This is a genomic window from Rhodococcus gordoniae, assembly GCF_001646655.1.
In the GTDB taxonomy this organism is placed as follows: Bacteria; Actinomycetota; Actinomycetes; order Mycobacteriales; family Mycobacteriaceae; genus Rhodococcus; species Rhodococcus gordoniae.
This window is the reverse complement of record NZ_LPZN01000001.1, coordinates 26,137-50,461: the sequence shown is the minus strand read 5'-3', so window position 1 is coordinate 50,461 and position 24,325 is coordinate 26,137. Positions and strand designations below refer to the sequence as shown.

General features: G+C 66.5%; 26 protein-coding genes. 14 read left to right on the top strand and 12 right to left on the bottom strand.

The annotated features are described in order from the left end of the window. The first annotated feature begins 10 nt into the window (after positions 1–10). The 8 genes from A8G18_RS00235 to A8G18_RS23560 all read left to right on the top strand — a co-directional run bounded on the left by A8G18_RS00235 (position 11) and on the right by A8G18_RS23560 (position 6,400). The gene (locus tag A8G18_RS00235; RefSeq protein ID WP_060651746.1) at positions 11–418 is read left to right on the top strand and encodes an organic hydroperoxide resistance protein; all 408 of its coding nucleotides are present in this window, start codon (positions 11–13) and stop codon (positions 416–418) included. Positions 419–426: 8 nt separating this feature from the next. Further along, a complete protein-coding gene (locus A8G18_RS00230; protein WP_064062294.1) occupies positions 427–1,371 on the top strand; it encodes a quinone oxidoreductase family protein in 945 nt (314 codons plus the stop codon). 326 nt (positions 1,372–1,697) lie between these two features. Beyond that, positions 1,698–3,173: a 2-hydroxymuconic semialdehyde dehydrogenase gene (locus tag A8G18_RS00225; protein WP_064062266.1), complete on the top strand. Its 1,476-nt coding sequence runs from the start codon at positions 1,698–1,700 to the stop codon at positions 3,171–3,173. 28 nt (positions 3,174–3,201) lie between these two features. Beyond that, complete coding sequence (locus A8G18_RS00220) at positions 3,202–3,972, top strand: 2-keto-4-pentenoate hydratase (RefSeq protein WP_202968355.1); 771 nt, start codon at positions 3,202–3,204, stop codon at positions 3,970–3,972. Continuing rightward, positions 3,969–4,397, top strand: coding sequence for a RidA family protein (locus A8G18_RS00215; RefSeq protein ID WP_064062265.1), 429 nt, complete (start codon positions 3,969–3,971; stop codon positions 4,395–4,397). Before A8G18_RS00220 ends, A8G18_RS00215 begins: the two co-directional genes overlap by 4 nt. A 16-nt stretch (positions 4,398–4,413) precedes the next feature. Then, positions 4,414–4,932, top strand: coding sequence for a 3-hydroxyanthranilate 3,4-dioxygenase (locus A8G18_RS00210; protein WP_059381518.1), 519 nt, complete (start codon positions 4,414–4,416; stop codon positions 4,930–4,932). Position 4,933: 1 nt separating this feature from the next. Further along, the gene (locus tag A8G18_RS00205) at positions 4,934–5,929 is read left to right on the top strand and encodes an amidohydrolase family protein (protein WP_064062264.1); all 996 of its coding nucleotides are present in this window, start codon (positions 4,934–4,936) and stop codon (positions 5,927–5,929) included. Between the two features lie 18 nt (positions 5,930–5,947). Next, positions 5,948–6,400: a WhiB family transcriptional regulator gene (locus A8G18_RS23560; RefSeq protein WP_084421297.1), complete on the top strand. Its 453-nt coding sequence runs from the start codon at positions 5,948–5,950 to the stop codon at positions 6,398–6,400. Here A8G18_RS23560 and alc read toward each other — a convergent pair. The 3 genes from alc to A8G18_RS00190 are packed head-to-tail and all read right to left on the bottom strand — an operon-like array spanning position 6,349 to position 9,937. Next, the gene (alc, locus tag A8G18_RS00200) at positions 6,349–7,317 is read right to left on the bottom strand and encodes an allantoicase (protein WP_064062263.1); all 969 of its coding nucleotides are present in this window, start codon (positions 7,315–7,317) and stop codon (positions 6,349–6,351) included. The two genes, A8G18_RS23560 and alc, sit on opposite strands and share 52 nt — an antisense overlap. Beyond that, the gene (allB, locus tag A8G18_RS00195) at positions 7,314–8,666 is read right to left on the bottom strand and encodes an allantoinase AllB (protein ID WP_064062262.1); all 1,353 of its coding nucleotides are present in this window, start codon (positions 8,664–8,666) and stop codon (positions 7,314–7,316) included. The genes alc and allB overlap by 4 nt, the downstream gene beginning before the upstream one ends. After that, entirely contained in the window at positions 8,663–9,937 is a 1,275-nt protein-coding gene (locus A8G18_RS00190) for a DUF6986 family protein (protein WP_064062261.1), read from the bottom strand. The genes allB and A8G18_RS00190 overlap by 4 nt, the downstream gene beginning before the upstream one ends. 166 nt (positions 9,938–10,103) lie before the next feature. Between A8G18_RS00190 and A8G18_RS00185 the strand changes: the two genes are divergently transcribed. Further along, positions 10,104–10,481 (top strand): helix-turn-helix domain-containing protein, encoded by a 378-nt coding sequence (locus tag A8G18_RS00185; RefSeq protein ID WP_064062260.1) that lies wholly within the window; start codon positions 10,104–10,106, stop codon positions 10,479–10,481. A gap of 44 nt (positions 10,482–10,525) precedes the next feature. Here the strand turns inward: A8G18_RS00185 and A8G18_RS00180 are convergent, their stop codons facing one another. The 3 genes from A8G18_RS00180 to A8G18_RS00170 all read right to left on the bottom strand — a co-directional run bounded on the left by A8G18_RS00180 (position 10,526) and on the right by A8G18_RS00170 (position 12,155). Beyond that, the gene (locus A8G18_RS00180) at positions 10,526–11,119 is read right to left on the bottom strand and encodes an ATP-dependent Clp protease proteolytic subunit (RefSeq protein ID WP_006550620.1); all 594 of its coding nucleotides are present in this window, start codon (positions 11,117–11,119) and stop codon (positions 10,526–10,528) included. Continuing rightward, positions 11,116–11,724, bottom strand: a complete 609-nt coding sequence (locus A8G18_RS00175) for a ClpP family protease (RefSeq protein ID WP_024103381.1) — start codon at positions 11,722–11,724, stop codon at positions 11,116–11,118. The genes A8G18_RS00180 and A8G18_RS00175 overlap by 4 nt, the downstream gene beginning before the upstream one ends. Positions 11,725–11,801: 77 nt before the next feature. Next, positions 11,802–12,155 (bottom strand): hypothetical protein, encoded by a 354-nt coding sequence (locus A8G18_RS00170; protein ID WP_064062259.1) that lies wholly within the window; start codon positions 12,153–12,155, stop codon positions 11,802–11,804. 695 nt (positions 12,156–12,850) lie between these two features. Between A8G18_RS00170 and A8G18_RS00165 the strand changes: the two genes are divergently transcribed. Next, complete coding sequence (locus A8G18_RS00165) at positions 12,851–14,377, top strand: AMP-binding protein (protein WP_064062258.1); 1,527 nt, start codon at positions 12,851–12,853, stop codon at positions 14,375–14,377. Between the two features lie 25 nt (positions 14,378–14,402). Here A8G18_RS00165 and A8G18_RS00160 read toward each other — a convergent pair whose 3' ends face one another. Continuing rightward, positions 14,403–15,725, bottom strand: coding sequence for an MFS transporter (locus A8G18_RS00160; RefSeq protein ID WP_064062257.1), 1,323 nt, complete (start codon positions 15,723–15,725; stop codon positions 14,403–14,405). Between the two features lie 33 nt (positions 15,726–15,758). After that, positions 15,759–16,247: a VOC family protein gene (locus tag A8G18_RS00155; protein ID WP_016693879.1), complete on the bottom strand. Its 489-nt coding sequence runs from the start codon at positions 16,245–16,247 to the stop codon at positions 15,759–15,761. 99 nt (positions 16,248–16,346) lie between these two features. On the opposite strand from A8G18_RS00155, the gene A8G18_RS00150 reads away from it, so the two are divergent. The 3 genes from A8G18_RS00150 to A8G18_RS00140 all read left to right on the top strand — a co-directional run bounded on the left by A8G18_RS00150 (position 16,347) and on the right by A8G18_RS00140 (position 18,474). Next, a complete protein-coding gene (locus A8G18_RS00150) occupies positions 16,347–16,865 on the top strand; it encodes a phosphatase domain-containing protein (protein ID WP_016693880.1) in 519 nt (172 codons plus the stop codon). A 276-nt stretch (positions 16,866–17,141) separates the two neighbouring features. Next, positions 17,142–17,693, top strand: coding sequence for a CGNR zinc finger domain-containing protein (locus A8G18_RS00145; protein ID WP_064062256.1), 552 nt, complete (start codon positions 17,142–17,144; stop codon positions 17,691–17,693). A gap of 112 nt (positions 17,694–17,805) precedes the next feature. Next, complete coding sequence (locus A8G18_RS00140) at positions 17,806–18,474, top strand: pentapeptide repeat-containing protein (protein WP_064062255.1); 669 nt, start codon at positions 17,806–17,808, stop codon at positions 18,472–18,474. 22 nt (positions 18,475–18,496) lie between these two features. On the opposite strand, the gene A8G18_RS00135 is transcribed toward A8G18_RS00140, so the two are convergent. The 4 genes from A8G18_RS00135 to A8G18_RS00120 all read right to left on the bottom strand — a co-directional run bounded on the left by A8G18_RS00135 (position 18,497) and on the right by A8G18_RS00120 (position 23,359). Then, positions 18,497–19,981: a flavin-containing monooxygenase gene (locus A8G18_RS00135; protein ID WP_064062254.1), complete on the bottom strand. Its 1,485-nt coding sequence runs from the start codon at positions 19,979–19,981 to the stop codon at positions 18,497–18,499. 62 nt (positions 19,982–20,043) lie between these two features. After that, positions 20,044–20,709: a potassium channel family protein gene (locus tag A8G18_RS00130; protein ID WP_072740535.1), complete on the bottom strand. Its 666-nt coding sequence runs from the start codon at positions 20,707–20,709 to the stop codon at positions 20,044–20,046. Beyond that, positions 20,702–22,057 (bottom strand): TrkH family potassium uptake protein, encoded by a 1,356-nt coding sequence (locus tag A8G18_RS00125; protein ID WP_064062253.1) that lies wholly within the window; start codon positions 22,055–22,057, stop codon positions 20,702–20,704. Before A8G18_RS00125 ends, A8G18_RS00130 begins: the two co-directional genes overlap by 8 nt. A gap of 78 nt (positions 22,058–22,135) precedes the next feature. Continuing rightward, positions 22,136–23,359, bottom strand: a complete 1,224-nt coding sequence (locus tag A8G18_RS00120; RefSeq protein WP_064062252.1) for an MFS transporter — start codon at positions 23,357–23,359, stop codon at positions 22,136–22,138. Positions 23,360–23,435: 76 nt separating this feature from the next. On the opposite strand from A8G18_RS00120, the gene A8G18_RS00115 reads away from it, so the two are divergent. Beyond that, entirely contained in the window at positions 23,436–24,314 is an 879-nt protein-coding gene (locus tag A8G18_RS00115) for a LysR family transcriptional regulator (protein WP_064062251.1), read from the top strand. Positions 24,315–24,325: the final 11 nt, after the last annotated feature.

Sequence of the window (24,325 nt, the reverse complement as noted above, 5' to 3'; positions counted from 1 at the left end):
AGTGACTGTGATGGAATACACCGCAGAGGCAACCGCAGACGGCAACGGCCGAAACGGCCGTGTCGCTTCGAACGACGGACTGGTCGACGTCGCTCTCGGCATCCCTGTCGAACTGGGGGGCGCCGGCGGCGGATCCAATCCGGAACAACTCTTCGCTGCCGGATACGCCGGTTGTTTCCTGTCGGCATTGTCGTCCGTTGCGCGCGTGCACAAGGTGCGGCTCACCGACCCCACGGTGACCGCGCGAGTCACGATCGCGGATCACGGTGAGGGGTTCGGTCTCTCGGTCGAGCTCGTGGTGAACATGCCCGGAGTCGACGAGGACGTTGCACGCACCGTGGTCGAGGGCGCACATCAGAAGTGCCCGTATTCCAAGGCAGTCCGGAACAACGTCGATGTCGCACTGACGCTGAAATAGTGCACTCCATGCGAGCCGCCCTACTCCACCGCTACGGGCAGTCCCCACGGATCGAGCAGACCGAAGTCCCTCACCCTGGAGCGAACGAATCTCTGGTCGAAGTGGCGGCCGCCGCGGTCGGCCACCTGGACGTGACCATCGCGTCGGGCCGATTCTCGGTTCCGCCCCGCCTCCCCCACATCGGGGGGACCGACGCAGTCGGGACCATCGTCGAATCCGATCGATTCGAACCGGGAGTACGCGTGTTGGTCCGTGGCGGGGGGGTGGGCGTCGACCGGCCCGGATGCTGGGCCGAGTACGTGGCAGCCCCTGATACCGCACTCATGGAGTTGCCCCGGTCTCTACCTCCAGCCGCAGCAGCCACTTTCCTCTCCCCCTCCACCTCCGGCTACCTCGCGGTCACGGGTGTCGCTCGGATAACACCCGGCGAACGGGTGCTCGTCACCGGAGCGTCGGGTGCCGTGGGCGCCGCATCCGGCCAGTTCGCCCTCCATGCCGGCGCGGCGAGTGTCACCGGACTCGTCTCGACGCACGCCAAGGCCGCAACTCTCCCCCAGGGAGTCGAGCCGCTCGTGTCGTCTCCGGATGTCCTGGATCGTCTTGCATCGAAACCGATGTTCGACGTACTCATCGATACTGTGGGCGGACAACAACTGGCGAGCCTGCTCGGGGGCGTCGTGCCGGGAGGTCGGGCAGTCCTGATCGGCTACACACGCGGTGAAGCCGTCAGCCTCGACCTGCCCAACTTCCTCCTGCACGACGTGGCGCTACTACCCTTGAACATGATGCGCCGACGAGAGGAACAAGCGTCGCTCGTCCCGATGATGTGTGACCTGATCACCTCGGGCCGACTGGCGCTTCCCGTGCACGAGTTCGCTCTGCACGAACTACCCTCTGCTCTCGATGCCCTGAGGAGCGGGCACGTCAACGGCCGCGCTGCCGTAGTCCTCTGAAGCACGCAACTTTCTTCCGGTGACAGGTTCACCCTGTCCCGGAACCGATTTCGAGATGAACCGGGCCGCCGACACAAGCGCATCCGAGTCCTCGGGACCGATTTGCAGTGACGACGCCTCCTCACCGTGTCGGAGTGCCCGGTCGATGACATCGGTCGGACCCGAGATGCCCTCGTTCGGGGCGCCTTCTGTGTTCGGAGAACGGATCGGCCGAGTCGTCGACAAGAGCAAAGGCTGCGGCCCCTCTCCATTGCTATTACAAGATGGGCATAGCAATCACGTGATTGGCATTTGCCCGTAATCGTTCGAGAACTGAGGATTGAAACATGAAACCCATCCAGGACGGTTGGATTCGCAATTTCGTCGACGGCGAATTCGTCGAACCCGATTCCCGACGCGGGTTCGATCAGATCGACCCCTCGACGGGCCGGATCGTCGCCCGAGTCCACGAAGCAGACCGCCCTCTCGTCGACCGTGCGGTCACCGCGGCGCGCCACGCACTGGACAGCGGCTGGGCCGACACTCCCGTACGAGAGCGCACCGCGCTGCTACGTCGAGTCGCCGATCGGATCGAAGAACGGTTCGACGAGTTCGTCGCCGCCGAAATGACCGATACCGGAAAGCCTCTCACCCAGGCCCGAGAACTGGACGTCACTCGGGCGATCGTGAATTTCCGCACCTTCGCCGACATCGTCGCAGCCGCCGGACAGGAGTCCTTCCTCACCGATCTTGCAGGCGGAAGACAAGCCCTCAATTACGCTGTCCGCAAGCCGCTCGGCGTCGTGGCCGTAATCGTGCCGTGGAATCTCCCACTGCTCCTGCTGACGTGGAAGGTCGCACCCGCACTCGCATGCGGCAATGCGATCGTGGTCAAACCGAGCGAGGAGACCCCCTCGACAGCAACGCTTCTCGCCGAGGTACTTGCCGAAGCCGGCCTGCCCGCCGGTGCCTACAACGTCGTGCACGGCTTCGGCGCCGACTCGGCGGGTGAATATCTGACCACCCATCCGGGTATCGACGGTGTCACCTTCACCGGATCGTCAGCGACCGGTGCCCACGTGATGAAAACGGTCGCACCCCGAGTTCGTCCGGTCTCGTTCGAACTCGGCGGAAAGAACGCCGCAATCGTATTCGACGATGTGAACATCGACGAAGCAGTGACCGGGCTGGCAAAGTCGATCTTCACCAATACCGGTCAGGTGTGTCTGTGCACCGAGAGGGTGTACGTCCACCGGGCGATCTTCGACGACATCGCGGCCGGACTCGCCGAGCGCGCCGAGAGCCTTCGACTCGGCGACCCCAACGATCCGAACACGACGACCGGTCCGCTGATCTCCCAGGGGCACCGGGACAAGGTCCTCGGGTATCTCCGGCTCGCCGAGGAATCCGGAGCGAAGGTACTGACCGGGGGCAGCATTCCCGAGCTCGGACCGGACCTCGACGGCGGATCCTGGATCGAACCGACACTGTGGACCGGGCTGACGAACACCGACCGCATACTCCGAGAAGAGGTTTTCGGTCCCGTGGCAGCACTCGTACCGTTCGACACCGAAGACGAAGCGATCGCACTCGCGAACGACACGGAATACGGGCTCGCATCAGCCGTGTGGACGAACGACCTCCGTCGAGGCCACCGCGTCGCCCAGAAGATGCACGTGGGCATCTCGTGGGTCAACACCTGGTTCACCCGCGAACTTCGATCTCCGTTCGGCGGGATGGGACTCTCGGGGATCGGACGAGAAGGGGGGGAGTCCTCACTCCACTTCTATTCCGAACCGACCAACGTTTGCGTGCAACTGTGACCGAGAATCACCGATGAAGGACAACCACATGAACATGGCCACGGACACTGTCACAGAGCTGGCCGCCCGCCTGGACTCGGCTGAGCAGGACCGCATCGAAACGAACAGCTTGGCAGACGACATCGACATCGACGTCGACGCCGCCTACGCAATCCAGGAAGAACTCGTCGCCCGTCGATGTGCACGGGGAGAGAATCTGGTCGGCGTCAAACTCGGCTTCACCAGCCGAGCGAAAATGGCCCAGATGGGCGTATCGGAAATCATCGTCGGGCGACTCACGGACGCCATGGAGGTCGCCGACGGCGAGAGCGTAGACCTCTCGCGCTTCATCCACCCGAAGATCGAACCCGAGATCGCGTACCGCATCTCCGCCGATATCGACTTCGACGGACCTATGCCGAATATTGCCGCATACGTAGATGCTGTCGCTCCCGCGATGGAGATCATCGATTCACGGTATCGGGATTTCCGTTTCACCTACACCGACGTGGTGGCGGACAACACCTCCGCAGCAGCTTACGTCATCGGGCCGTGGCATCCGCTGCAGGATGTCAGCAATCGCGCTGTCCGCCTCTCCACATCCGGCACCGTCGTGGAAGGCTCGACGAACGCTGTCCTCGACGACCCGGCCAATGCCGTCCGCGAGTTGTTGGAAATCGCACGACGTCGGCAGATTCCGTTGCGCGCCGGGTATGTGGTGCTGGCCGGAGCCGCAACTGCGGCAACACCGCTGACGACAGGCAGCGTCGAATGTGAAGTGGAAGGTTTGGGAACCGTGAGCCTGAAGGGAATCGCATGACCGGGAACGCACGAGTGATCGAGGGGCTCGCCACACCTCGGGGTAGGTTCCCCCACGTCAAGGTCGCCGGCGATTTCGTTTACGTCTCCGGCACCAGCTCTCGTCGGCCCGACAACACTTTCATAGGTGTCGAGGTAGACGAGATGGGCACGACACGCCTCGATATCCGCGCCCAGACGCGCGCGGTTATCAGCAATATCCAGGCAATTCTCGCGGAGGTCGGAGCCGACCTTACCGACCTCGTCCAGGTCACTACCTACCTCGTGTCGATGAACGACTTTGGCGGATACAACGAGGTTTACGCCGAAATGCTCGACGAAGCAGGCCCGACACGGACGACCGTGGCAGTGCACCAGCTGCCCCATCCGCACCTGCTCATCGAGATGCAAGCAGTAGCCCATCTACCTGGCGCCCGTCACCACTGAACCGAAAGAGAACGCCATGACAACCATTCCGCCCGTCATCGACTTCCACAAGTGGATCGCCGACAACCGGCACCTCCTCGCTCCGCCGGTGAACAACCAGACCATGGCTCTCGGGGACGACTTCATCGTGCAGGTCATCGGTGGTCCCAACCAGCGCACCGACTACCACGTGGATCCATACGAGGAGTGGTTCTTCCAGATCGAAGGCGATATCCACGTCAATGTCATGACCGAGGAGGGCACTCGCGCGGTGCACATTCGCGAGGGCGAATCCTGGCTGCTCCCCGGAAACATCCCCCATTCGCCTCAGCGCCCCACCGAAGGCATCGGACTCGTAATCGAGCGTGTACGGCGCGAAGGAACACTAGAGAAGTTCCAGTGGTACTGCCTCGAGTGCGATGCTCTCATCCACGAAGTCGAACTGCAGGTACGTGACATCGTTGCGGACCTGCCGCCCGTGTTCGTCGATTTCTATAACGACGAGACCGCGCGGACCTGCAGTACCTGCGGCGCACTGCATCCCGGAAAGGGATGACATGAGCGACATCATCGACGTACACACCCATTACGTTCCGAAGGGGTGGCCCGACCTGAGTGCCGACGCCGGGGTCGACGCACCGTGGCTTCGGGTCGAAAGCGAATCCGACGCAATCATCATGATGGGTACGCGTGAGTTCCGCCGTATCCAGTCCGATGCGTGGGATTACGAAGTGCGACTGCGTGACATGGATGCGGACGGTGTCCGGGCACAGGTCGTCTCCCCCACCCCCGCTTTCTTCAATTACGGACGTACGCCCGAAGAAGCCGAGCGGATCGCGCGCATCTTCAACGACCTGGCTCTCACGATCGTCGAACCGGCACCGGATCGGCTCATTCCGTTCTGCCAAGTCCCCCTGCAGGACACGGATGCCGCATGCCGCGAATTGGAACGGTGTGTCGAAAATGGGCACCGCGGCGTCGAGATCGGTAATCACGTCGGTGATCGCGATCTCGACAGCGATGGGATAGTGACCTTCCTGCAGCACTGCGCCTCGCTGTCGGTTCCGGTGTTCGTGCATCCGTGGGACATGGCAAACTCGCCACGCTTGGACCGGTGGATGGCCCAGTGGCTCGCAGGAATGCCGGCCGAGACCCACTTGTCGATTCTCTCGCTGATTCTGGGCGGAGGATTCGACCGGATTGACGAGGGTCTGCGAATCGCGTTCGCTCATGGCGGTGGGTCCTTCGCATTCTGGCTCGGTCGCGTCGACAACGCGTGGCACCGCCGTCACGACATCATCGGCACGTCGGCCAAGCCACCCTCCCAATATGTGGACCGGTTCTACGTCGATTCCGTCGTATTCGACGAGCGAGCCCTTCGACTGCTCGTCGATACGATGGGTTCCGAACGGGTACTCGTCGGTAGTGACTATCCGTATCCCCTCGGCGAGCGACCGGTGGGAAGCGTGGTTCGTAAGAGTGAGTTCCTGACGCCCGAGGCCCGCGCCATGATCGAGCACGAGAATGCAATGCGGTTCCTCGGGGTGAGTTGAGACGGATTGTTGAAAGCGATGGGAAAACGCCTGTCGCACACGAGTCTCGACGGACACGCCTGGGACTGGCAGAGTCGGGCACTCTGCCGGTTCTACGGCGCGGAGATGTTCTTTGCACCCGAAGTCGAAACCCGAGGTGCACGAGCGCGCCGGGAGCAGCTGGCATGCAGTATCTGCATGAGCTGCAGCGTTCGTGGAGAGTGCGGCGACTATGCGCTCGCCGCCGGAGAAACACACGGCATCTGGGGCGCCATGACGGAGCACGCCCGACGAAGAGCGGTGAACCGGTCGACCGGACGTGACACGCACAGCCCACACCGGTCCGGCTTCTGCCCACCGCGCAAGCGCGTTCGTCGCGCGTCTTTGGCGGTGACGTCGAACACCGTCGTCACCTGGGTAATACGTTCGTCAGATCTGTCTCAGGTCAGTCGTCCGTTCACACGCAGGCGGGCGATGCCGCCGTCGGGATAGACGTCGAGCCGCACGAACTCGACCGGCGTCGGCGAATCGACGCGGAAACGATGCCGGCAGTCCGGCAGCAGTGCGGTCCGCGGCACGAGGTCGACCCAGGACGATTCGTCGGACATCGCGTCCTCGCTGGGAATTCCGCTCAGGCGTGCCGCTCCCGGTGCGTTGCCGACGAAATAGGAGGTGTCGATCTCGACATGATCGACGCAGCCCTGCCCGGCGAGGCGGATCACCACGTAGTCGTTGCCGTCGTCGCGGCGACGGGCGTTCTCCCAGCCCTCCCCCATGTGCCGCGAGCGACCGAGGCCGATGATGTTGCGCGGCGACGAATAGAAACGGTTCGAGCACGCGACGACGTCGCCACCGTTCTCGAGGGCCGCGAGATCGATCGTGCCCGTGAGGAAGGCCGGGTCCGGGCGCGCATGTCCGTGCACGCGGAATCGGGCCACATCGCCGTCGGGAAAGATGTTCAGGCGCAGGTGCGTCCAGCGCCGGTTGTCGTCCACCGCGAAGGCGTTCGCGGTGTCCCCCTTCAGGGCCACCCGCTCGAGGACCGGTTCCCACGGTGCGTCCAGGAGTTCCCGATCGGTCGGGTAACCATCGAGGTTCACCCCCTCGACGGATGCGAAGGGCGGGTAGTTGCCGGTGAACCAGGCGGTGTCGATCACCATGCCCTCGACGACACCGGGAACGCCGAGCCGGACCACCGCGAAGTCGTGCCCGGACTCGCGGCGACGCCGGGTCTCCCACCCGTCGTAGACTTTTCCCTTGTGCCCGAACTCGGACGGATCGAAATCGGGTGCGCCCGGCGAGATCAGGTTCTCGCGACTCGCGAAGAACTCGTCGTTCGCGTACACGACGGCTCCGCCCAGCGATCGCGCGGCGAGATCGGGCAGTTGCAGGAAATCTGCTTCGGTCAACGGTTTTCCTTTCGGGAGAGCAGCGCACCACGCGGTGCGGGGTCGGTGGCGCCGAGGGTGACGGTGAGTGGTTCACCGGCGAGCCAGGTCTGCCGCACGACCCCGGCCAGCGCGCGTTCGGCGTAGGGCGTCACCGCGTTGCGGTGGTGCAGTCGCTCCGGGAAGACCACGAAGGCGTCGTCGGGCGCGAAGACGCACAGGTCGGCACTGTTGCCCACGGCGATGGCACCGCGGTCGGCCAGGCCCACGAGGTCGGCGGTGCGACCGGCCATCCAGCGCACCACGTCGACGAGTGTGTGCCCGCGCTTGCGGGCCTCCGACCACACGATGGGCAGTCCGAGTTGCAGCGACGAGATTCCGCCCCAGGCCTCGCCGAAGTCGCCGGTGACGAACTTCTTCAGTTCCGGCAGGCACGGCGAGTGATCGGAGACGATGCAGTCGAGTGTGCCGTCGGCCAGGCCGCGCCACAGCGCTTCCCGGTTACGGGCCTCACGAATCGGTGGGCAGCACTTGAAATGTGTGGAGCCGTCGAGGATCTCCTCACTGAACAGCGACAGATAGTGCGGGCAGGTCTCCGCGGTGACGGGCAGCCCCTCGGCCTTCGCCGCGGCGACGAGCGGGAGGCTTCCCGCGTCCGACAGGTGCAGGATGTGCACGCGGCATCCGGTCTGCCGCGCGCCGTCGATGACCTGGGCCACGGCACGAGATTCGGCGACCGGTGGTCGCGAGTACAGGAAGTCGTCGTATCGAGGACCGGCCGGCGGGTCCTGCGCATCGAGGGTCGGTCCGTCCTCGGCATGCACGATGAGCAGGCCGCCGAAGCCGGCGATCACACGCATCGCCTCGACCATCTGCTCGCGGTCCAGCGGCGGGTACTCGTCGAGACCCGAATACGCGAGGAAGCACTTGAAGCCGTACACCCCTGCGTCCCAGAGAGGTTCGAGCTCGGCGAGGTTGCCGGGGACCGCACCGCCCCAGAATCCGACGTCGACGGTGACCTGCTCGGCCGCGACCTTCTGCTTCACCTCGAGGGCCTCCACGTCTACGGTGGACGGGATGGAGTTGAGGGGCATGTCGACGATCGTCGTCACTCCCCCGGCCGCGGCGGCACGTGTCGCCGTCGCGAATCCCTCCCATTCGGTGCGGCCGGGTTCGTTGACGTGGACGTGCGTGTCCACCAGGCCGGGGAGCAGCATCTCGTCGTCGGCGAGGACGATCTCCCGTGCACCGGCCGGAGCGGCGTCGTCGTACTCCTCGATTGCGACGATGCGACCGTCGCGCACGTGGACGGCGCAGCTGCGTTCCTCGTCCCCCACCACGGCGCGTCGCGCGCGGATCATGGTGGTCATCGCGTCACCGCCGTCGGTCGACCCGCGAGCCGGGCCAGGTGGTCGAGATTCGTGCCTGTGCGATCGCATACTTCCTTCTCGGTGAGGGCTCCGCAGCTCGTTCCTCGCAGGAGAAAGGCGGCGAGAGCACGGGCGGTGGCGGGTTCGTCGAGATATCCCGACGACAGGGCCGGGTCGAGATAGGCCGCGACGCGTCCCGCGGCGGTGGACAGCGACCGGCGATAGAACGCGAAGGTCGCGGCGTAGCGGGTGGGCAACTGCGCCGGGTGCAGATCCCAGCCCTGGTAGAAACCGCGGCGCAGCGACCGGTCGATCAGGCGGGCGTGCAGTCCCCATGCCGCACGGATCTCGTCGCGGGTGCCGACGGGAAGGCGGTTGGTGGACCCGTCGGACAACCGCACCCCGGTGCCCGCTGCCGCGACCTGCATCGTGGCCTTGGCGTGGTCGGCGACGGGGTGGTCCATCGCCTGGTACTCCGCGGCGATGTCGCACGCGGCCGAGTAGTCGTAGGTGCCGTAGTGCAGTCCCGAACAGCGTCCGCGGGCCGCTCGGATCATCGTGGCGACGGCCGCGGTGCCGTCGGGTCCGCAGATCGCCTGTGGCGTCTCGATCTGGATCTCGAACCGCAGGGGTGCGGCGAGGGGGTAGGTGGCCTCGAGGTGTTCGCAGACCGTCACCATGGCGGCCACCTGTTCGGGCGCGGTGACCTTGGGCAGCGTCACGACGAATCCGTCCGGGAGAGCGCACTTTCCGGTGAGTTCGGCGACGAAGACGTCGAGTGTGCGGAGGCCGCGGCGCCGGGTGGCGGCCTCGAAGGACTTGAACCGGATGCCGACGAAGGGTGTCGCGGTGGGATCGGTCGCGAGTTCGGCGGCGGCGCGGGCGACGTGGGCGTCCTCGTCGGCGTCGCGTTCGTGCTCGGGAATGCCGGGGCGAGTGAAACCGTCCTCGAAGTCGATGCGCAGATCCTCGATCGGTTCGGTGCGCAGTTTGGCCTCCACGAGCGGGAGGACCGTCTCGGCGAGTTCGGGTTCGATGCCGGTGACCGCGGCGAGGTCCGCGGGTCCGTCGATGTGGGTGTCGAGGGTGTCGAGCGCGTCGGCTCCCCACCGTGCCACGATCCCGGCGTCGTAGCGGTCGGCCGGGAGGTAGACGGTGTGCACCGGTTGGCGGGCACCGTCGGTCCCGGGATAGGTCGCGGCGTATGCCGCGTCGGTGTCCGCGAGCTGCGCGTCGAGCGCAGCCGCAAGCCTGTGCAATCCTGTCGGCACCCGAACTCCTGTCCTGTATCCACGGCTGTATACGTCGTGGTGCGCCGACGTTATCGGCGCCAGGTCATGTGTTCGGTTAACTGCGGTTACGGGCCCGTTACACATCTGCCGGGGCGGTGTTCGTCCTCGGCTGAACCCGATCCGATGCCGCCGGATCGACGGCACAATGGTCGGCATGGAGCCGGAGCAGGGTCGCGTGATCGATTTCGCCACCGCCGCGAAGTCGGCACGGACTCCCGCGCGGGGAGCCGACAGCACCGAGCCCCGGCTGCTCCGCCAGATCTACGGCGAGATCCTGCGCGACGAGCGTCGCGATCAGGACCGCAGCCTCGAGGACGTCGCCCGCACGGTGGGGATGTCGAAGCAGTATCTGTCGGAGGTCGAACGTGGACGCAAGGAGGCCTCCTCCGAGATGCTGCGGTCCGTGTGCGATGCGCTGGAGCTTCCGATGGAGCAACTGCTCGCGCGCGGGATCCGCCGGATGACCGCGCACCGCACACTCCGGGCCACGGGTCACGCCGGCGTCGAGTTGTGCGCGGCATGACGGTGTGACTGCGTCACAGTGTGACCACGTGACGGTGTGACGGGTCATCCGTCCCGGTCGACGACGACGTGATCGGCCAGGCCGTAGGCCACCGCCTCCGTCGGCGAGAAGATCCGGTCCCGGTCGGTGTCGCGGCGCAGTCGGTCGATGTCGCGCCCGGTGTGCGCGGCCAGGATCTCCTCGGTCTGGGCCCGCACCCTCATCACCTCCGCCGCCTGCAGGGCCAGATCGGAGATGGTGCCCTGCCCCTGCGCCGAGGGCTGGTGCAGCAACACCCGCGAATGGGCGAGCACGTGTCGGCGACCGGGGGCTCCGGCCGCGAGCAGCACGGCGGCCGCCGAGGCGGCCTGACCCATGCAGTAGGTCGCGACCTTCGGACGCAGGAACTGCATGGTGTCGTAGATCGCGAGCATCGCGGTGGACGATCCACCGGGCGAATTGATGTAGAGACCGATCTCCCGGTCGGGAGATTCGGCCTCGAGATGCAGCATCTGGGCCATCACGACGTTGGCGACCCCGTCGTCGATCTCGGTGCCGAGGAAGACGATGCGTTCGTTGAGCAACCGGCTGAAGACGTCGAACGACCGCTCCCCCGCCGGTGTGCGTTCGATGACGTTGGGGATCGTGTAGGTGCTCATCGTCCCAGTCCCATCTGTCGTCCCGCGGCGAACGGCGCCAGTTCGGCGAGCGACCCGACGACGGTGTCGACGATGCCGTACTCGCGTGCTTGTTCGGCGGTGAACCACCGGTCGCGGTCGCTGTCGCGTTCGATCTCCTCGAGTGAATGTCCGGTGGCGTCCGAGAGAATCTGCTGCGACTGCAGTTTCATGTATTCGAGATTCTCGGCCTGGATCGCGATGTCGACGGCCGTCCCCGAGAATCCGGCCGAGGGTTGGTGCATCATGATCCGGCTGTGGGCAAGGCTCGCGCGTTTGCCCTTGGTGCCTGCCGCGAGCAGGACCTGCCCCATACTGGCGGCGAATCCCGCTGCCACGGTGACGATGTCGTTGGGAACGAGTTGCATCGTGTCGTAGATGGCGAGGCCGGCGAAGACGGATCCGCCGGGCGAGTTGATGTGCAGGACGATGTCGCGCCGGTCGTCGGCGGAGGCGAGCAGGACGAGTTCCGAGCAAACGCGCTCGGCCATCTCGTCGTCCACCTCTCCGGTCAGTCGCAGGATGCGCTGACGGAAGAGTCTGTCGGCCAGTTGGTCCCGGTACGAGAGTGGTTCGGTGGTCGTCATGCAGCCAGCCTGACCCCCGATGGGCGCGAACCGGCGGTTCGTCTGCTCACGGCAGACGGACCGGTCGTTCCGGCAGATCAGTCCCCCGCGGACCGGACGGCGCTGATCACCGCTGCGACAAGGACGGCCAGCAACAGGATCACGAGCAGGACGGGTCCGAGCAGCAGCACCAGCGCGATCACGACGGCCAGGCCGATCTTCGCCTTGGTGCTGAGTCCGGAGATCAACCCGCCGAGTGCGGCGAGGGCCGGATTGCGACCCTCCAGCGCGGCCCGGATGCCGGCGAGGACCGCCTGCAGTCCCACGCCACCGCTGGTGACCTCGCCGAGGAGCGAGTCCACCCATCCGCGGATCTTCCGGATCAGTCTCGCCCCGAGTCCCCGGAGTCCGGCCAGCGCGGTACGGACACCGGTCCGCAGTGCATCCTTCAACCTCTCGAGGAGCGATGCGGGTTCCGGCTGTGTCTGCTCGGGTCGGGTCTGCTCGGGTCGGGTCTGCTCGGGTCGTGTCCGCTCACGTGCCCGGCGTGTCGGTTTTCCTGCCCGGGCGTCGTTCGCCGGCGGACGCGGTCGTCTCTCCGTCGGAAGTGCCGGCTTCGCACGAGCGCGGGGCGTGGCGTCCGAACGGGTCGATGTCCGAGTGGTCGATCGGGATGAGGTTCGGGTCGAGGTGCGTCGCGAGCCGGTTCCGGGGTCGCGATCTCGGCGCCGCGCGGTGCTGTCGGGTTCGCGAGTGCCGCGCCGCGCCGCGGGCTCGGGCTCGCGAGGTCGACGGCTGCGCGTCCGCGCAGGCTCGGCGGGAGTCTCCGTCCCCGTGGTCCTCGCGCGCGTCGCGGTCGACCGCCGCGCCGGACGGGAGGTTCGGCGGGCTTCGTTCTGCCGAGCACTCATACCGCTCGCCTTCTCTCGTGGACGGGCACGGTGCCTCTCAGTGAACGCCGGATTCCGGGTCCGGTCAACGGCAGACGGAGCGTTCAGCCGGTACGGAAAGAGATGGACCCTGTTCAAGATCGGTAACGGCTCTTGGAAGAATGAGCAATGCCCTCACAGCACACGGGGAGGTGTGCGCATCATCGTTCGCGACGGGGAGTACGCGCGCGACGTAATCCGAAGGAGCACCGACCAAGGTGACCGAGCTTTTCAGTTTCGAAACACTCACGCCCACAGCATTTCTCGACCGTTCCGCCCGAGTCTTCCGTGACGACCTCGCGGTGGTGGACGGAGACATCCGCCGCACCTACGCCGAACTGCGCGATCGGTGCCTGCGGCAGTCGGGCATGTTGCACGCTCTCGGCGTCCAACCCGGCGACCGTGTCGCGGTGCTCGCGCCGAACACCTCGCTGATGCTCGAGGCGCACTACGGCGTGCTCTACGCAGGCGCCGTGCTCGTCTCGCTCAACACTCGCCTCACCGCGCCGGAACTCCGGTTCGTCCTCGAGCACTCGGGCAGCCGGGTCCTGCTCGTCGAGCAGTCGCTGGCCGACCTGGCCCGCGAGGCGACGGCCGGCCTGCCGTCCATTACCGTCGTCGGCGACGACTACGAGGACAGGCTCGCGGAGGCCCGCCACCGGTACGTGCCGCTCGCCGACGAGCGCAGCATGATCGCTCTGAACTACACGTCCGGCACCACCGGTGATCCGAAGGGCGTGATGTACCACGCGCGCGGCGCCTACCTGCAGGCCCTGGCAATGGTCGCGCACTTCGGGCTGGACAGCGGATCCGCCTATCTGTGGACGCTGCCGATGTTCCACTGCAACGGCTGGACGTTCACCTGGGCGGTCACCGCGGCCGGTGGCACGCACGTGTGCCTGCCCAAGGTCGATCCCGAACGGATCTGGGATCTCGTGCGCACCGAGAACGTCACGCACCTGTGCGGCGCGCCGACCGTGCTCGCGTCGCTGGTGGACGCCCCCACTGCCGGCGGCATCGACCATCGTGTGGTCGCCGCCATCGGTGGCGCACCGCCGGCGCCCGCCCTCATCGAGCGGTGCACCGCCCTCGGACTCGACATCACCCACCTGTACGGGCTCACCGAGACATACGGTCCGGCGGCGATCTGCGAGTGGCGTTCGGAGTGGGATGTCCTCCCCGAGGACGAGAAGGCACGGCTGCGTTCCCGGCAGGGTGTCGGCAATATCGTGGCCGGTGAAGTCCGCATCGTCGACGCGATGGGATCCGACGTTCCGGCCGACGGTGAGACGTCCGGCGAGATCGCACTGCGCGGCAACAATGTGATGCTCGGCTACTACAACAACCCGGACGCGACCGCCCGCGCGGTGCCGGACGGCTGGTTCCGCACCGGCGACATCGGCGTCATGCATCCGGACGGCTACATCGAGATCCGCGACCGCGCCAAGGACGTCATCATCTCCGGCGGCGAGAACATCTCCTCCGCCGAGGTCGAGGCGGCTCTCATCAGCCACCCGGTCGTTCTCGAGGCGGCCGTGGTCGCAGCACCGAGCGAGAAGTGGGGCGAACGTCCCGTCGCCTACGTGACGTTGCGCAGCGGCGCGAACGCCGACGAGGCGGAACTGCGGGCACACGTGCGTTCGCAGCTCGCCGGCTTCAAGGTGCCCGACAGCATCGTCTTCGGTGCCCTGCCGAAGACCGCGTCCGGAAAGATCCGCAAAGTCGAACTGCGCGAGCGCTTCTGAGCTCCGGCCGGGACGGTTCCCGACGTCACCTCTCGTCGAGGACCGTCCCGGCCCGCTCGGGCAGGGTGAACGCGGCGAGTGCGGCGACGACGAACGACGCCGCGAACGCGCCGAAGACGAGACCGTTGCCACCGGTGTCCAGCAGCACCGGCACCAGCAGCGGGGCGATGATCGACGCGAGCCGGCCGAAGGCCGCGGCCGAACCGGTACCGGCGCCGCGGACCGGTGTGGGATACAGCTCGGGGCCGATCGCGTACAACGCACCCCATGCTCCGAGATTGAAGAACGACAGCGCCATACCGGCCGCGACGATCGTTCCCGGTGTCTCGGCGAGGCCGAACAACCCTGCCGAGACGGCCGAACCGGCGAGGAAGACACCCAGCGTCGTGCGTCGTCCCCACACCTCGATCAGCCACGCCGCGACGCCGTAGCCAGGCAGCTGGGCAAGGGTGATGATCAGCGTGTATCCGAACGAGGTGACCAGGTCGAAGCCCTGCGCGACGAGCAGGCTCGGCAACCAGATGAAGACGCCGTAGTACGAGAAGTTGATGCCGAACCACACGATCCACAGCGCCGCGGTGCGACGGCGCAGATTCGGCGCCCACACCGAGCCCCGGGGAGCGCGCTCGACTTCCGCGACGGTCCGGACGGGTTGTTCGTCCTCCGGAACGGACGTGACACCGGCCGATTGCTCGTAGTCCCGCACGATCGCCTCGGCTTCCGCGTGCCGTCCGCGACTCTCGAGATAACGCACGGATTCGGGTAGGCCGAACCGCACGACGAGGGCGTAGGCGGCCGGGACGAGCCCGACGGCGAGCGCCCACCGCCACCCGTTGTCGCTGGTGGGAACGACGAAATAACCGATGAGAGCGGCCAGGAGCCAGCCGACCGCCCAGAACGCCTCGAGGGCGACGACCACGCGTCCTCGCACCTTGCGGGGCGCGAACTCACTGACCAGCGTCGACGCGACCGGCAGTTCGGCACCGAGACCGAGTCCGACGACGAACCGCAGGACGATGAGCATCGCCACCGAGGTCGACAGCGCCGCCGCACCGGTCGCGAGACCGTAGACGAGCAGCGTCGCGGCGAAGACCTGCCGGCGTCCGATGCGGTCGGCGAGCAGACCACCGAGGGACGCACCGATCGCCATGCCGACGAAGCCGATGGATCCGATCCACGAGAGCTGCGTCGACGACAGATCCCACTGCACGGCCAGGGCTGCCATGACGAACGAGATCAACCCAACGTCCATGGCGTCGAGGGCCCAGCCCACGCCGGAGCCGGTCAGCAGGCGGCGATGTCTGCCGGTGAACGGCAGGTCGTCGAGCCGCTGGGTGCGAGTGGTCATGCACCGAAACGTACCGCAGCGCTCGGGCGCCGATCAGCCGCGCGCGGCGGCCTCCAGCGCCGACACGTCGATCCGGCGCATCTTCATCATCGCGGCGGTCACGCGCTTCGCGACCTCCGGATCGGGGTCGGCGAGAAGTTCGTTCAGCCGTTTCGGTACCACCTGCCACGACAGGCCGTACTTGTCCTTCAACCATCCGCAGGCGGATTCCTCACCGCCGTCGGCGGTCAGCGCGTACCAGTAGTGGTCGGCCTCCTCCTGATCGGCGCAGTCGATCTGGAAGGACACCGCTTCGGAGAACCGGAACTGCGGTCCCCCGTTGAGTCCGTAGAAGACCTGACCGTCGAGGAAGAACTCGACCGTCATCGGGGTCCCGGGCGGAACCGGGATGTCACCTCCGGTGGACTCTTCGGTGTAGCGGGTGATCTCACCGATCTTGGAGTTGGGGAAGATGCCGAGGTAGAAGTTCGCGGCCTCCTCGGCGTTCATGTCGAACCACAACCACGGAGTGATCCTGGGCATCGTGACTCCTCGTATCGTCGAATGTGTTCCACTGTCACGAAGGCAGACCCCGCTCGGCTCGCATACTCATCGCGGAGCAGGAGTGGGTATACGACGTCCGTGGCGAAGAAGACACGCGATCGCAGGGAACGACCAAGGCAGCGGCACCGGCCGCCGGGAAACGCGCCCGCAACTCCGGCACGGTACGTCGAGGATCCGACCCTCCCGGCGGCCTGGCTCGTCGACATCGACGGAACGCTCGCGCACATGAGCGACCGGAGTCCGTATCACTGGCACAGGGTGGGCGAGGACACCGTCTCCCCGGCGGTCGAGGCCGCGGTGCGAGCGTTCGCCGCCGCACCCGACAGGGCGGCGATCGTGCTGCTCTCGGGACGCGACGGCGTGTGCCGGCCGGAAACCGAGGAGTGGCTCGCCCGGCACGACATCCCCTACGACGAGCTGTACATGCGTCCGGCCGGCGACAACCGGAAGGATTCGATCGTCAAGGCCGAGCTGTTCGACCGTCACATCCGGCACCGCTATCGCATCATCGCGGTGCTCGACGATCGCGATCAGGTGGTGCGCATGTGGCGACGGATGGGACTGGTGTGCTTCCAGGTCGCCGAGGGCGATTTCTGACGGGAATCTGCACACGTCCGGCTCTCGCCCCGGTGACTCAATCGTTCGGGGACACTTCGGTACTCAGCGCGGTCGGTGGAACGAAAGGCGCCCCGCCGAGATCGACGCGCCGGGCCCCGCACCCGACGCAGCGCACGTACAGCACCTGTCCGATCGACGTGGCGTGACTCGACTCCACGCTCCACGCGTGTTCGTGAGCGGGAGTCCGGACCGGGCATTCCTGTGGGTTCCGAGCTTCGATAGCGGTCATGTCCACCACCATGATGTAATGGCCTTATGCATCTCACCCCTTACGGCGAGTATGCGGTCCTCCTCGCGGCGTCGCTGGCCGGCGACTGGCCCGACGATCGGGACGGCATCGTGGCCCGTACGCGCGAGGTGGGGATGACCATGGACTTCCCGACCGCGCCCGACGACCATCCACGCACCCGCGAGGTCATCGACGACTGGCTCGCCATCGTCGACGCGTCCGACCCCAGGGAACGTGCGCGCCTGCTCAACGCGCAGATGGCCACCGCAGCGGCCTATCCCCGGCTGACCGATCACGACGGCGAGGGGTGGCACCTGCACTACCGCGACGAGGTGCAACCGCTCCCCGACGTACTGCGCGCGGTGATCAGCGTCGGCACGGCACTGCACCTCACCACGCGCGGAATGCACCGCCTCCACCGGTGCGCCGCAGCGGACATTCCCACCAACCCGTGCTCGGCCGTGGTCGTCGACATCACCCGCAACGGTCGCCAGCGGTACTGCTCCGTGCGCTGCGCGAACCGCGCCGCTGTGCGCAGGCACCGAGCGCGGGCGGCCCAGCAGCGTCGACCCGCATAGCCCGAGTAGCACATCGCCACCGGCGACGGGACTGTCCCCCACGTTCCCCCGAACCCGACGGGTTGGGAAGCTGAACGGCAGACACCCGACCGATCCGGAGGCCCCGAGAACCATGGCTGCTCGTTCCACCACCCACCCGCCGAGGATCGACGCTCCGGACCTCGGTGTCCTCACCGACGCGGACGGCGACGAGCTGCTCGCGCACGGGATCTTCGAGAGCGTGCGCTACACCGACACGGACCTCACGGGCCGTGATCTGACGGGGATCGTCATGTCCGAATGTTCGCTCGTCACACCGATCGTCGCCGACAGCGACCTCACGAGCGCACGCCTGCGCGACACTCTGGTCGAGCGCATGCAGGCACCGAATCTGTTCGCGCCGCGCAGCGGCCTGCACCGCGTGCACATCCGGGACAGCCGGATCGGTGCGCTGGACCTCTTCGACGCGGATCTGCGCAGCGTCACGATCGCGGATTCGAAACTCGGCCTGGTCAATCTGCGGGCCGCCACGGGACGCGACGTGCTCTTCCGCGGCTGCATCCTCGACGAACTGGATCTGGGAGGCGGCACGTTCACCCGCGTCGCCTTCGAGGACTGTTCCGTCGGTGTCCTCGACGTCGACCGCGCATCTCTCGACCAGGTCGATCTCCGCGGGTTGCGGATCGACACGATCCGCAACCCGGGCGGTATGAAGGGTGCGACGATCAGCGCCCATCAGGCCGTCGAACTGGCAGGACACTTCGCCGCTCATCTCGGTCTGCGCATCGAAGACCCCTCCTGAGGACGATTCCCCGCCCGACCGATCACATTCGTGCGGGTGGGACCGAGGAGACATCGAACGCCGCCTCGTCGAACGTCGACAGCTCCCGCAGCATCCGGTCCGTGGACCACGGCCAGTTGAAACTGTTGCGGCCGTTGACATCGAAGAAGTAACTACGACAACCGCCGGCGTTGTACACGGTCCCGTCGAGTGCGTCCTGCACCGTCCGGTTGAAGGCATCCTGCACGGCCCGTCGCGGCTCCATCCGGGTCCATCCCTCCTGCCGCGCTCGGATCAGCGCCTGCATGACGTATCCCAGTTGCGCTTCCAGGATCGTGAAGGCGGACGTGTGTCCGGTGCCCAACGAGGGGCCGAGCAGAACGAAGGCATTGGGGAAACCGGCGACCGTCGTTCCGAGATACGCCTGGGGGCTGCCACTCCAGTGATCGTCGAGGCTACGACCCTGCCCGTCGACGATCCGCCCGGCGATCGGCATGTCCAGGATGCGGAAACCCGTACCGAAGATGACGGCGTCCACCTCGCGTTCGACACCGTCCCCGCCGATCACCACATTTCCCCGCACCGACGCCACGGCGGTGGGATGCACTTCGACGTTCGACCGGGTCAGGGATCGGTAGTAGGTGTTGGAGAACAGCATGCGTTTGCAACCCGGCGTGTACTCCGGTGTGAGGAGGTCGCGTAGTCGCCGGTCGTGCACCTGCAGACGCAACCATGCCCGGCCGACCTGCTGCAGCACCTTCATGAACGCCGGGTTCCGGAAGCCGAGCCCCAGCATTTCCATGATCGCGTACTCGGATCGTCGCAACACTTCGTGGGCACCCGGCACTCGGCGCAGGACGGCACGTTCGAGACGCCGGAGGGGATAGTCGGGTTTCGGCAGCACCCATTGGGCGGTGCGCTGATACAGGTGCAGTTCGGCAACGTCCGGCTGGATCTCGGGAACGAACTGCACCGCCGACGCGCCGGTCCCGACCACCGCGACGCGTTTTCCGCTCAGGTCGTACCGATGGTTCCATCGGGAGGAGTGGAACACCTCACCGGGAAAGGTGTCGAGCCCGGGAATGTGCGGGATGAGCGGTTCGTTCCACGGGCCCGCGGCCGCGACGAGCGCATCGGCCGTGATCACTCCGGCGGACGTGTGCACCGTCCACCGATGGGCGCGGTCGTCCCACCGGGCGCGCTGCATCTCGGTGCCGAACCGGATGTGCGGGAGCACTCCGTTCGTCTCGGCCACGTCTTCGATGTACCGCCGGATCTCGGCCTGTCCGGCGAACAAGCGGGACCACTCGCGGTTGGGCGCGAAGGAGTAGGAATAGAGCGCCGACGGCACATCGCATGCACAGCCGGGGTAGGTGTTGTCCCGCCAGGTTCCGGCGATCGCGTCGGCCTTCTCGAGGACGACGAAGTCGATACCGTGTCGGCGCAGGTGGACCGCGGCACCGAGACCGGAGATACCGGCACCGATGACGACCACATCGTGGTGAACGTAGGCGTTACCCGGCGTCATACCAAAAGTATGACACGTGGGGGCGTGACGGCCGACACCCTCTCCCGTCGCCCGATCCGGCCTCACGCCAGTTCGGCGAACCGTTCGGTCTCGCGCGCCTGCCCGGAGACGATGATCGTGTCGCCGGGAGAGATCACGGTGTCGGCCGTGGCGTAGGTGAATCCCTCCCCCGGTCGCTTGATCGCCACCACCGTCACGCCGTAGCGGCTTCGGATCGTCGTCTGCGACAAAGGCTTTCCTACGGCGAATGCCGGTGCGACCGTCTTGACCATGGCGAAGCCGTCGTCGAACTCGATGTAGTCCATCATCCGCCCACGCACCAGGTGCGCAACGCGTTTGCCCATGTCGTGCTCGGGTCGCACGACGTGATGCACACCGATCTGGGTGAGGATCCGGGCGTGCGCGTTGCTGATCGCCTTGGCCCACACGTTCGGTACCGCCATGTTGATCAACGCCGAGGCCGTGAGGAGGCTCGCCTCGAGGTCGGACCCGATCCCCACGACCGCCCGGCCGTATTCGTGCACCGACAACTGCCGAAGTGATTCCTCGTCGGTGGTGTCGGCGACGGCAGCGTGCGTGAGCCGGCCCGACACCTTCTCGATCACCGCTTCGCTCGCATCGATACCGAGCACCTCGGTGCCCTGAGCCATCAGTTCGAGCGCAAGCGATTTTCCGAATCGTCCGAGCCCCAGGACGACGACGACATCGGCGGCCGGTTTCCTAGCCAATGAAGGGCCTTTCTGTGGGTAGTTCGTAGCGGCGACCACGGTCTCGGGCCGCCAATGCACTGACGAGCGTGATGGGTCCGATCCGGCCCAGATACATCAGCGTCACCAGGATCAGTTGTCCCCAGGACGGCAACTGAGCGGTGATGCCGGTGGACAGCCCCACGGTCGCGAACGCCGAGGTGACCTCGAACAGCAGTACGTCGAGGTCGAATGCGGTACCGGCGAGAAGCACGAGTGTCGGCACCATCACCAGCGCCACACCGATCAACGCCACCGCCAGGGCCTGGCGTTGGAGACGCGGATCGATGCGCCGATCGAACACCGTCACGGACTTCTCGCCCCGGACCTCGGCGGCGATGACGAACAACAGCAGGGCGAACGTCGTGACCTTGATACCGCCGGCGGTGCCGCCGCTCCCGCCTCCGATGAACATCAGTACATCGGTCACCAGCAATGTCGCGTTGTCCACCTGGGCGTAGTCGACGCTGTTGAACCCCGCGGTGCGCGGCATGACGCCCTGGAAGGTGGCGGTGAGCAGCTTCGCGCCCCAATCGTGTCCCTGCAGAGTGTGATTCCATTCGAGCACCAGGACCAGCAGCGGGCCCACCACCAGAAGCACCGCGGTCACCACCACCGTCAACCGGGTATGCAGCGACCAGCGCTTCCGGTGTCCTCTCAGGTGCCTGCCGAGTTCGAACAGCACCGGAAACCCGATGCCACCGAGGATCACCGCGATCATCAACGGCACACAGATCCACGGATCGGCGGCGAACCCGACGATGTTGTCGCTGTAGAGAGCGAACCCCGCGTTGTTGAACGCCGAGATCGCGTGGAAGACCCCCAGCCACACCGCTCGGGCCGGGGTTTCGTCGTAGCCCACGGCGAAACGGAGCGCCAGGGCCGACGCCACGACGGTTTCGATGAGCACGCTGGTACGCACCACACCGACGACGACACTGCGGACGTCGCCGAGTCCGGACGTACGAACCTCCGCCGCAGCGTTGAGCCGGGCCTTCAGGCCGATCCGGTCGGCCAGCACCAAACCGATCAACGAGGCCATCGTCATGATGCCGAGTCCACCCACCTGGATCAGCCCGACGATCACACCCTGCCCGAATCCGGACCAGTAGGTGGGCGTGTCCACGACGATCAGGCCGGTCAGGCACGTCGCGGAGGTCGCGGTGAACAGCGCCGCCATCACGCCTGCTCCGGTACCCGACTGCGTCGCGGCCGGGGTCAGCAGCAGCACCGTGCCCACCGCGATCGCTGCGGCGAAGCCCAGCGCCACCACCCTGGCCGGGCTGCGCGTCAACCGGTTCGCGAGGCGCCGGATCGGCGCGGACACCACTTCGGTGCGTCTACTCACATCGCCGAACACTAGACCCGCCGGCCGCACGCCCGGAATCTCGGGGGGATCACTACGGTGTCAGGCGTTCCCGGCCTGCTCGACGGGAACGCACGTCCGCGCACGCCTCACGCCCTGCATCTCGCGAATCCAGAGCCCGAGACCACAGGTGGGGAAGACCGCCCCCAGCACGCACACCGCTTTCCAGCCTCCACCGAAGTACGCGAGGGTGGACAGCACACTCCCGAGCGATCCTGCGAGGAAGTAGCAGGTCATGTAGGCGGTGTTGAGGCGGCTTCGAGCGTCGGACCGAAGCGGGTAGATCAGACTCTGGTTGCTGATGTGTGTTCCCTGGATCCCCAGATCGAGCAGTGCGACCCCGATCGCCAGCGCGACGACGTGACGCTCCCCGACGGCGAGCAGCACGAAACTCGCCGCGGTGACGGCGACGAAGAATCCGGTCTGGCGACGCGCATATCCCCGGTCGGCGAGAGCACCCGCCACACGCGCGGCCAACGCACCCGCGACCCCGAAGAGGGTGAACATCCCGATGCGCGCATCGGACCACCCGTATCCCGGTCCGGCGAGGAGGAATCCCACGCTCGTCCAGAACACCCCGAACGACGCGTACGTCAGTGCGCCGTACGCGATCCGTTGCCGCAGAACGGCTTCGGCGGACATCAGTCGGAGTACCGAGGCCAGCACCGCACGGTACCCGGCATCGGTGGTGGGGGCCGACTCCGGCAGGGTGCGGATCAACAGCACGGTGAGCAGCATCAGCACCGCTGCGCATACGAACACCGCCCGCCAGCCTGCCACCTCGGCGATCAGTCCTGCCACCACGCGGGACAGCAGGATGCCCAGCAACAGACCGGTCATGACGTTGCCGATGACACGTCCACGCTCGTCGTCGCGGGCGAGACTCGCCGCGAAAGGCACCAGCACCTGGCCCACGACCGATCCCGTACCGACCAGGACGGCGCACGCCGCCAGGATCCGCCAGTCCGGCGACCACGCCATGACCAGCAAACCGGCAGCGGTGACGAGGAGCATCCAGCGCAGGAGTGTCCGTCGTTCGACCATGTCCCCGACGGGAACGAGGAACGCCAGGCCGAGCGCGTACCCGATCTGTCCGGCCGTGACCACGAGCCCGACCTCGGCAGTGGAGGCGTCGAAGGTCTCGGCGATGGCGCCGACCAGCGGTTGCGCGTAATAGCTGTTGGCCACCACCAACCCCGAGGCAAGGGCCATCACCGCGACGAGTCGGCGATCCATACGAGGCGTCGAGATATCGGTGCGTGACATGGATCCGATCGTCGAACGCCGTCCATCGATCTGTCCAACGGGATAAATCGATCGATCGCAGAAGTAGAATCGATCAATGGAGTTTCGTCAGCTCCGCCATTTCCTGGCGGTCGTCGAGCACGGTCACTTCACCCGCGCCGCCGAATCCGTGCACCTGTCCCAGTCGGCCCTCAGCGCCTCCGTCCGCGCGCTGGAGAACGAGCTGGGAACACCGTTGTTCGAACGCACCACCCGCTCGGTGGTCCCGACCGATGCCGGCAAGGTGCTCTATCCCTATGCGCAGAGAATGCTCGGGGAAGCACAGGACGCGGTGGCCGCCGTCGGCCGGTTGCGGACCGGAGAACTGGGCACACTGACGCTGGGGACGGTGCAGACGTTCACCGCAGTGGACCTCCCCGCACTGCTGGCGCGCCTGCACGGCAGGTTTCCGGGAATCGGAGTGACGCTGAGAGAAGCGACCACGGACGAACTCTTCGATGCCGTGACCACAGCGGAGCTGGACCTGGCATTCGTCGCACTCGATGCACGCCCGCTCCGGTCGGGGCTGACCGCCCTCCGGACCTACCGTGAGGAACTGACCGTCGTCGCGGCCCCGGATCATCCGCTCGCTGCGGTGACGGACATCGAGATGCACGACCTGCAGTCCTGTTCGTTCGTCGATTTCCAGGCGGGCACCGGTCTGCAGACCACGATCGAGTCGTTGTTCGCGGCTGCGGGAGTGCACCGGCACATCACGTTCCGGGTCGGCGACATGGACCGGCTCCTCGAACTGGTCCGCTACGGCCTCGGAGTGGCGGTCGTGCCCGAACCGATCGCGCAGCGCAGCGGGCTTCGGCGGATTCGCATGAACACCGGAAACCGGTGCCGCACTCTCGCACTCGTCGGACGCACCAACGCGTCCCCCAGTAGGGCCGCGAGACTCTTCCTCGACCTGCTCACCGATCCGATCGCATGACCCCGGTGCCG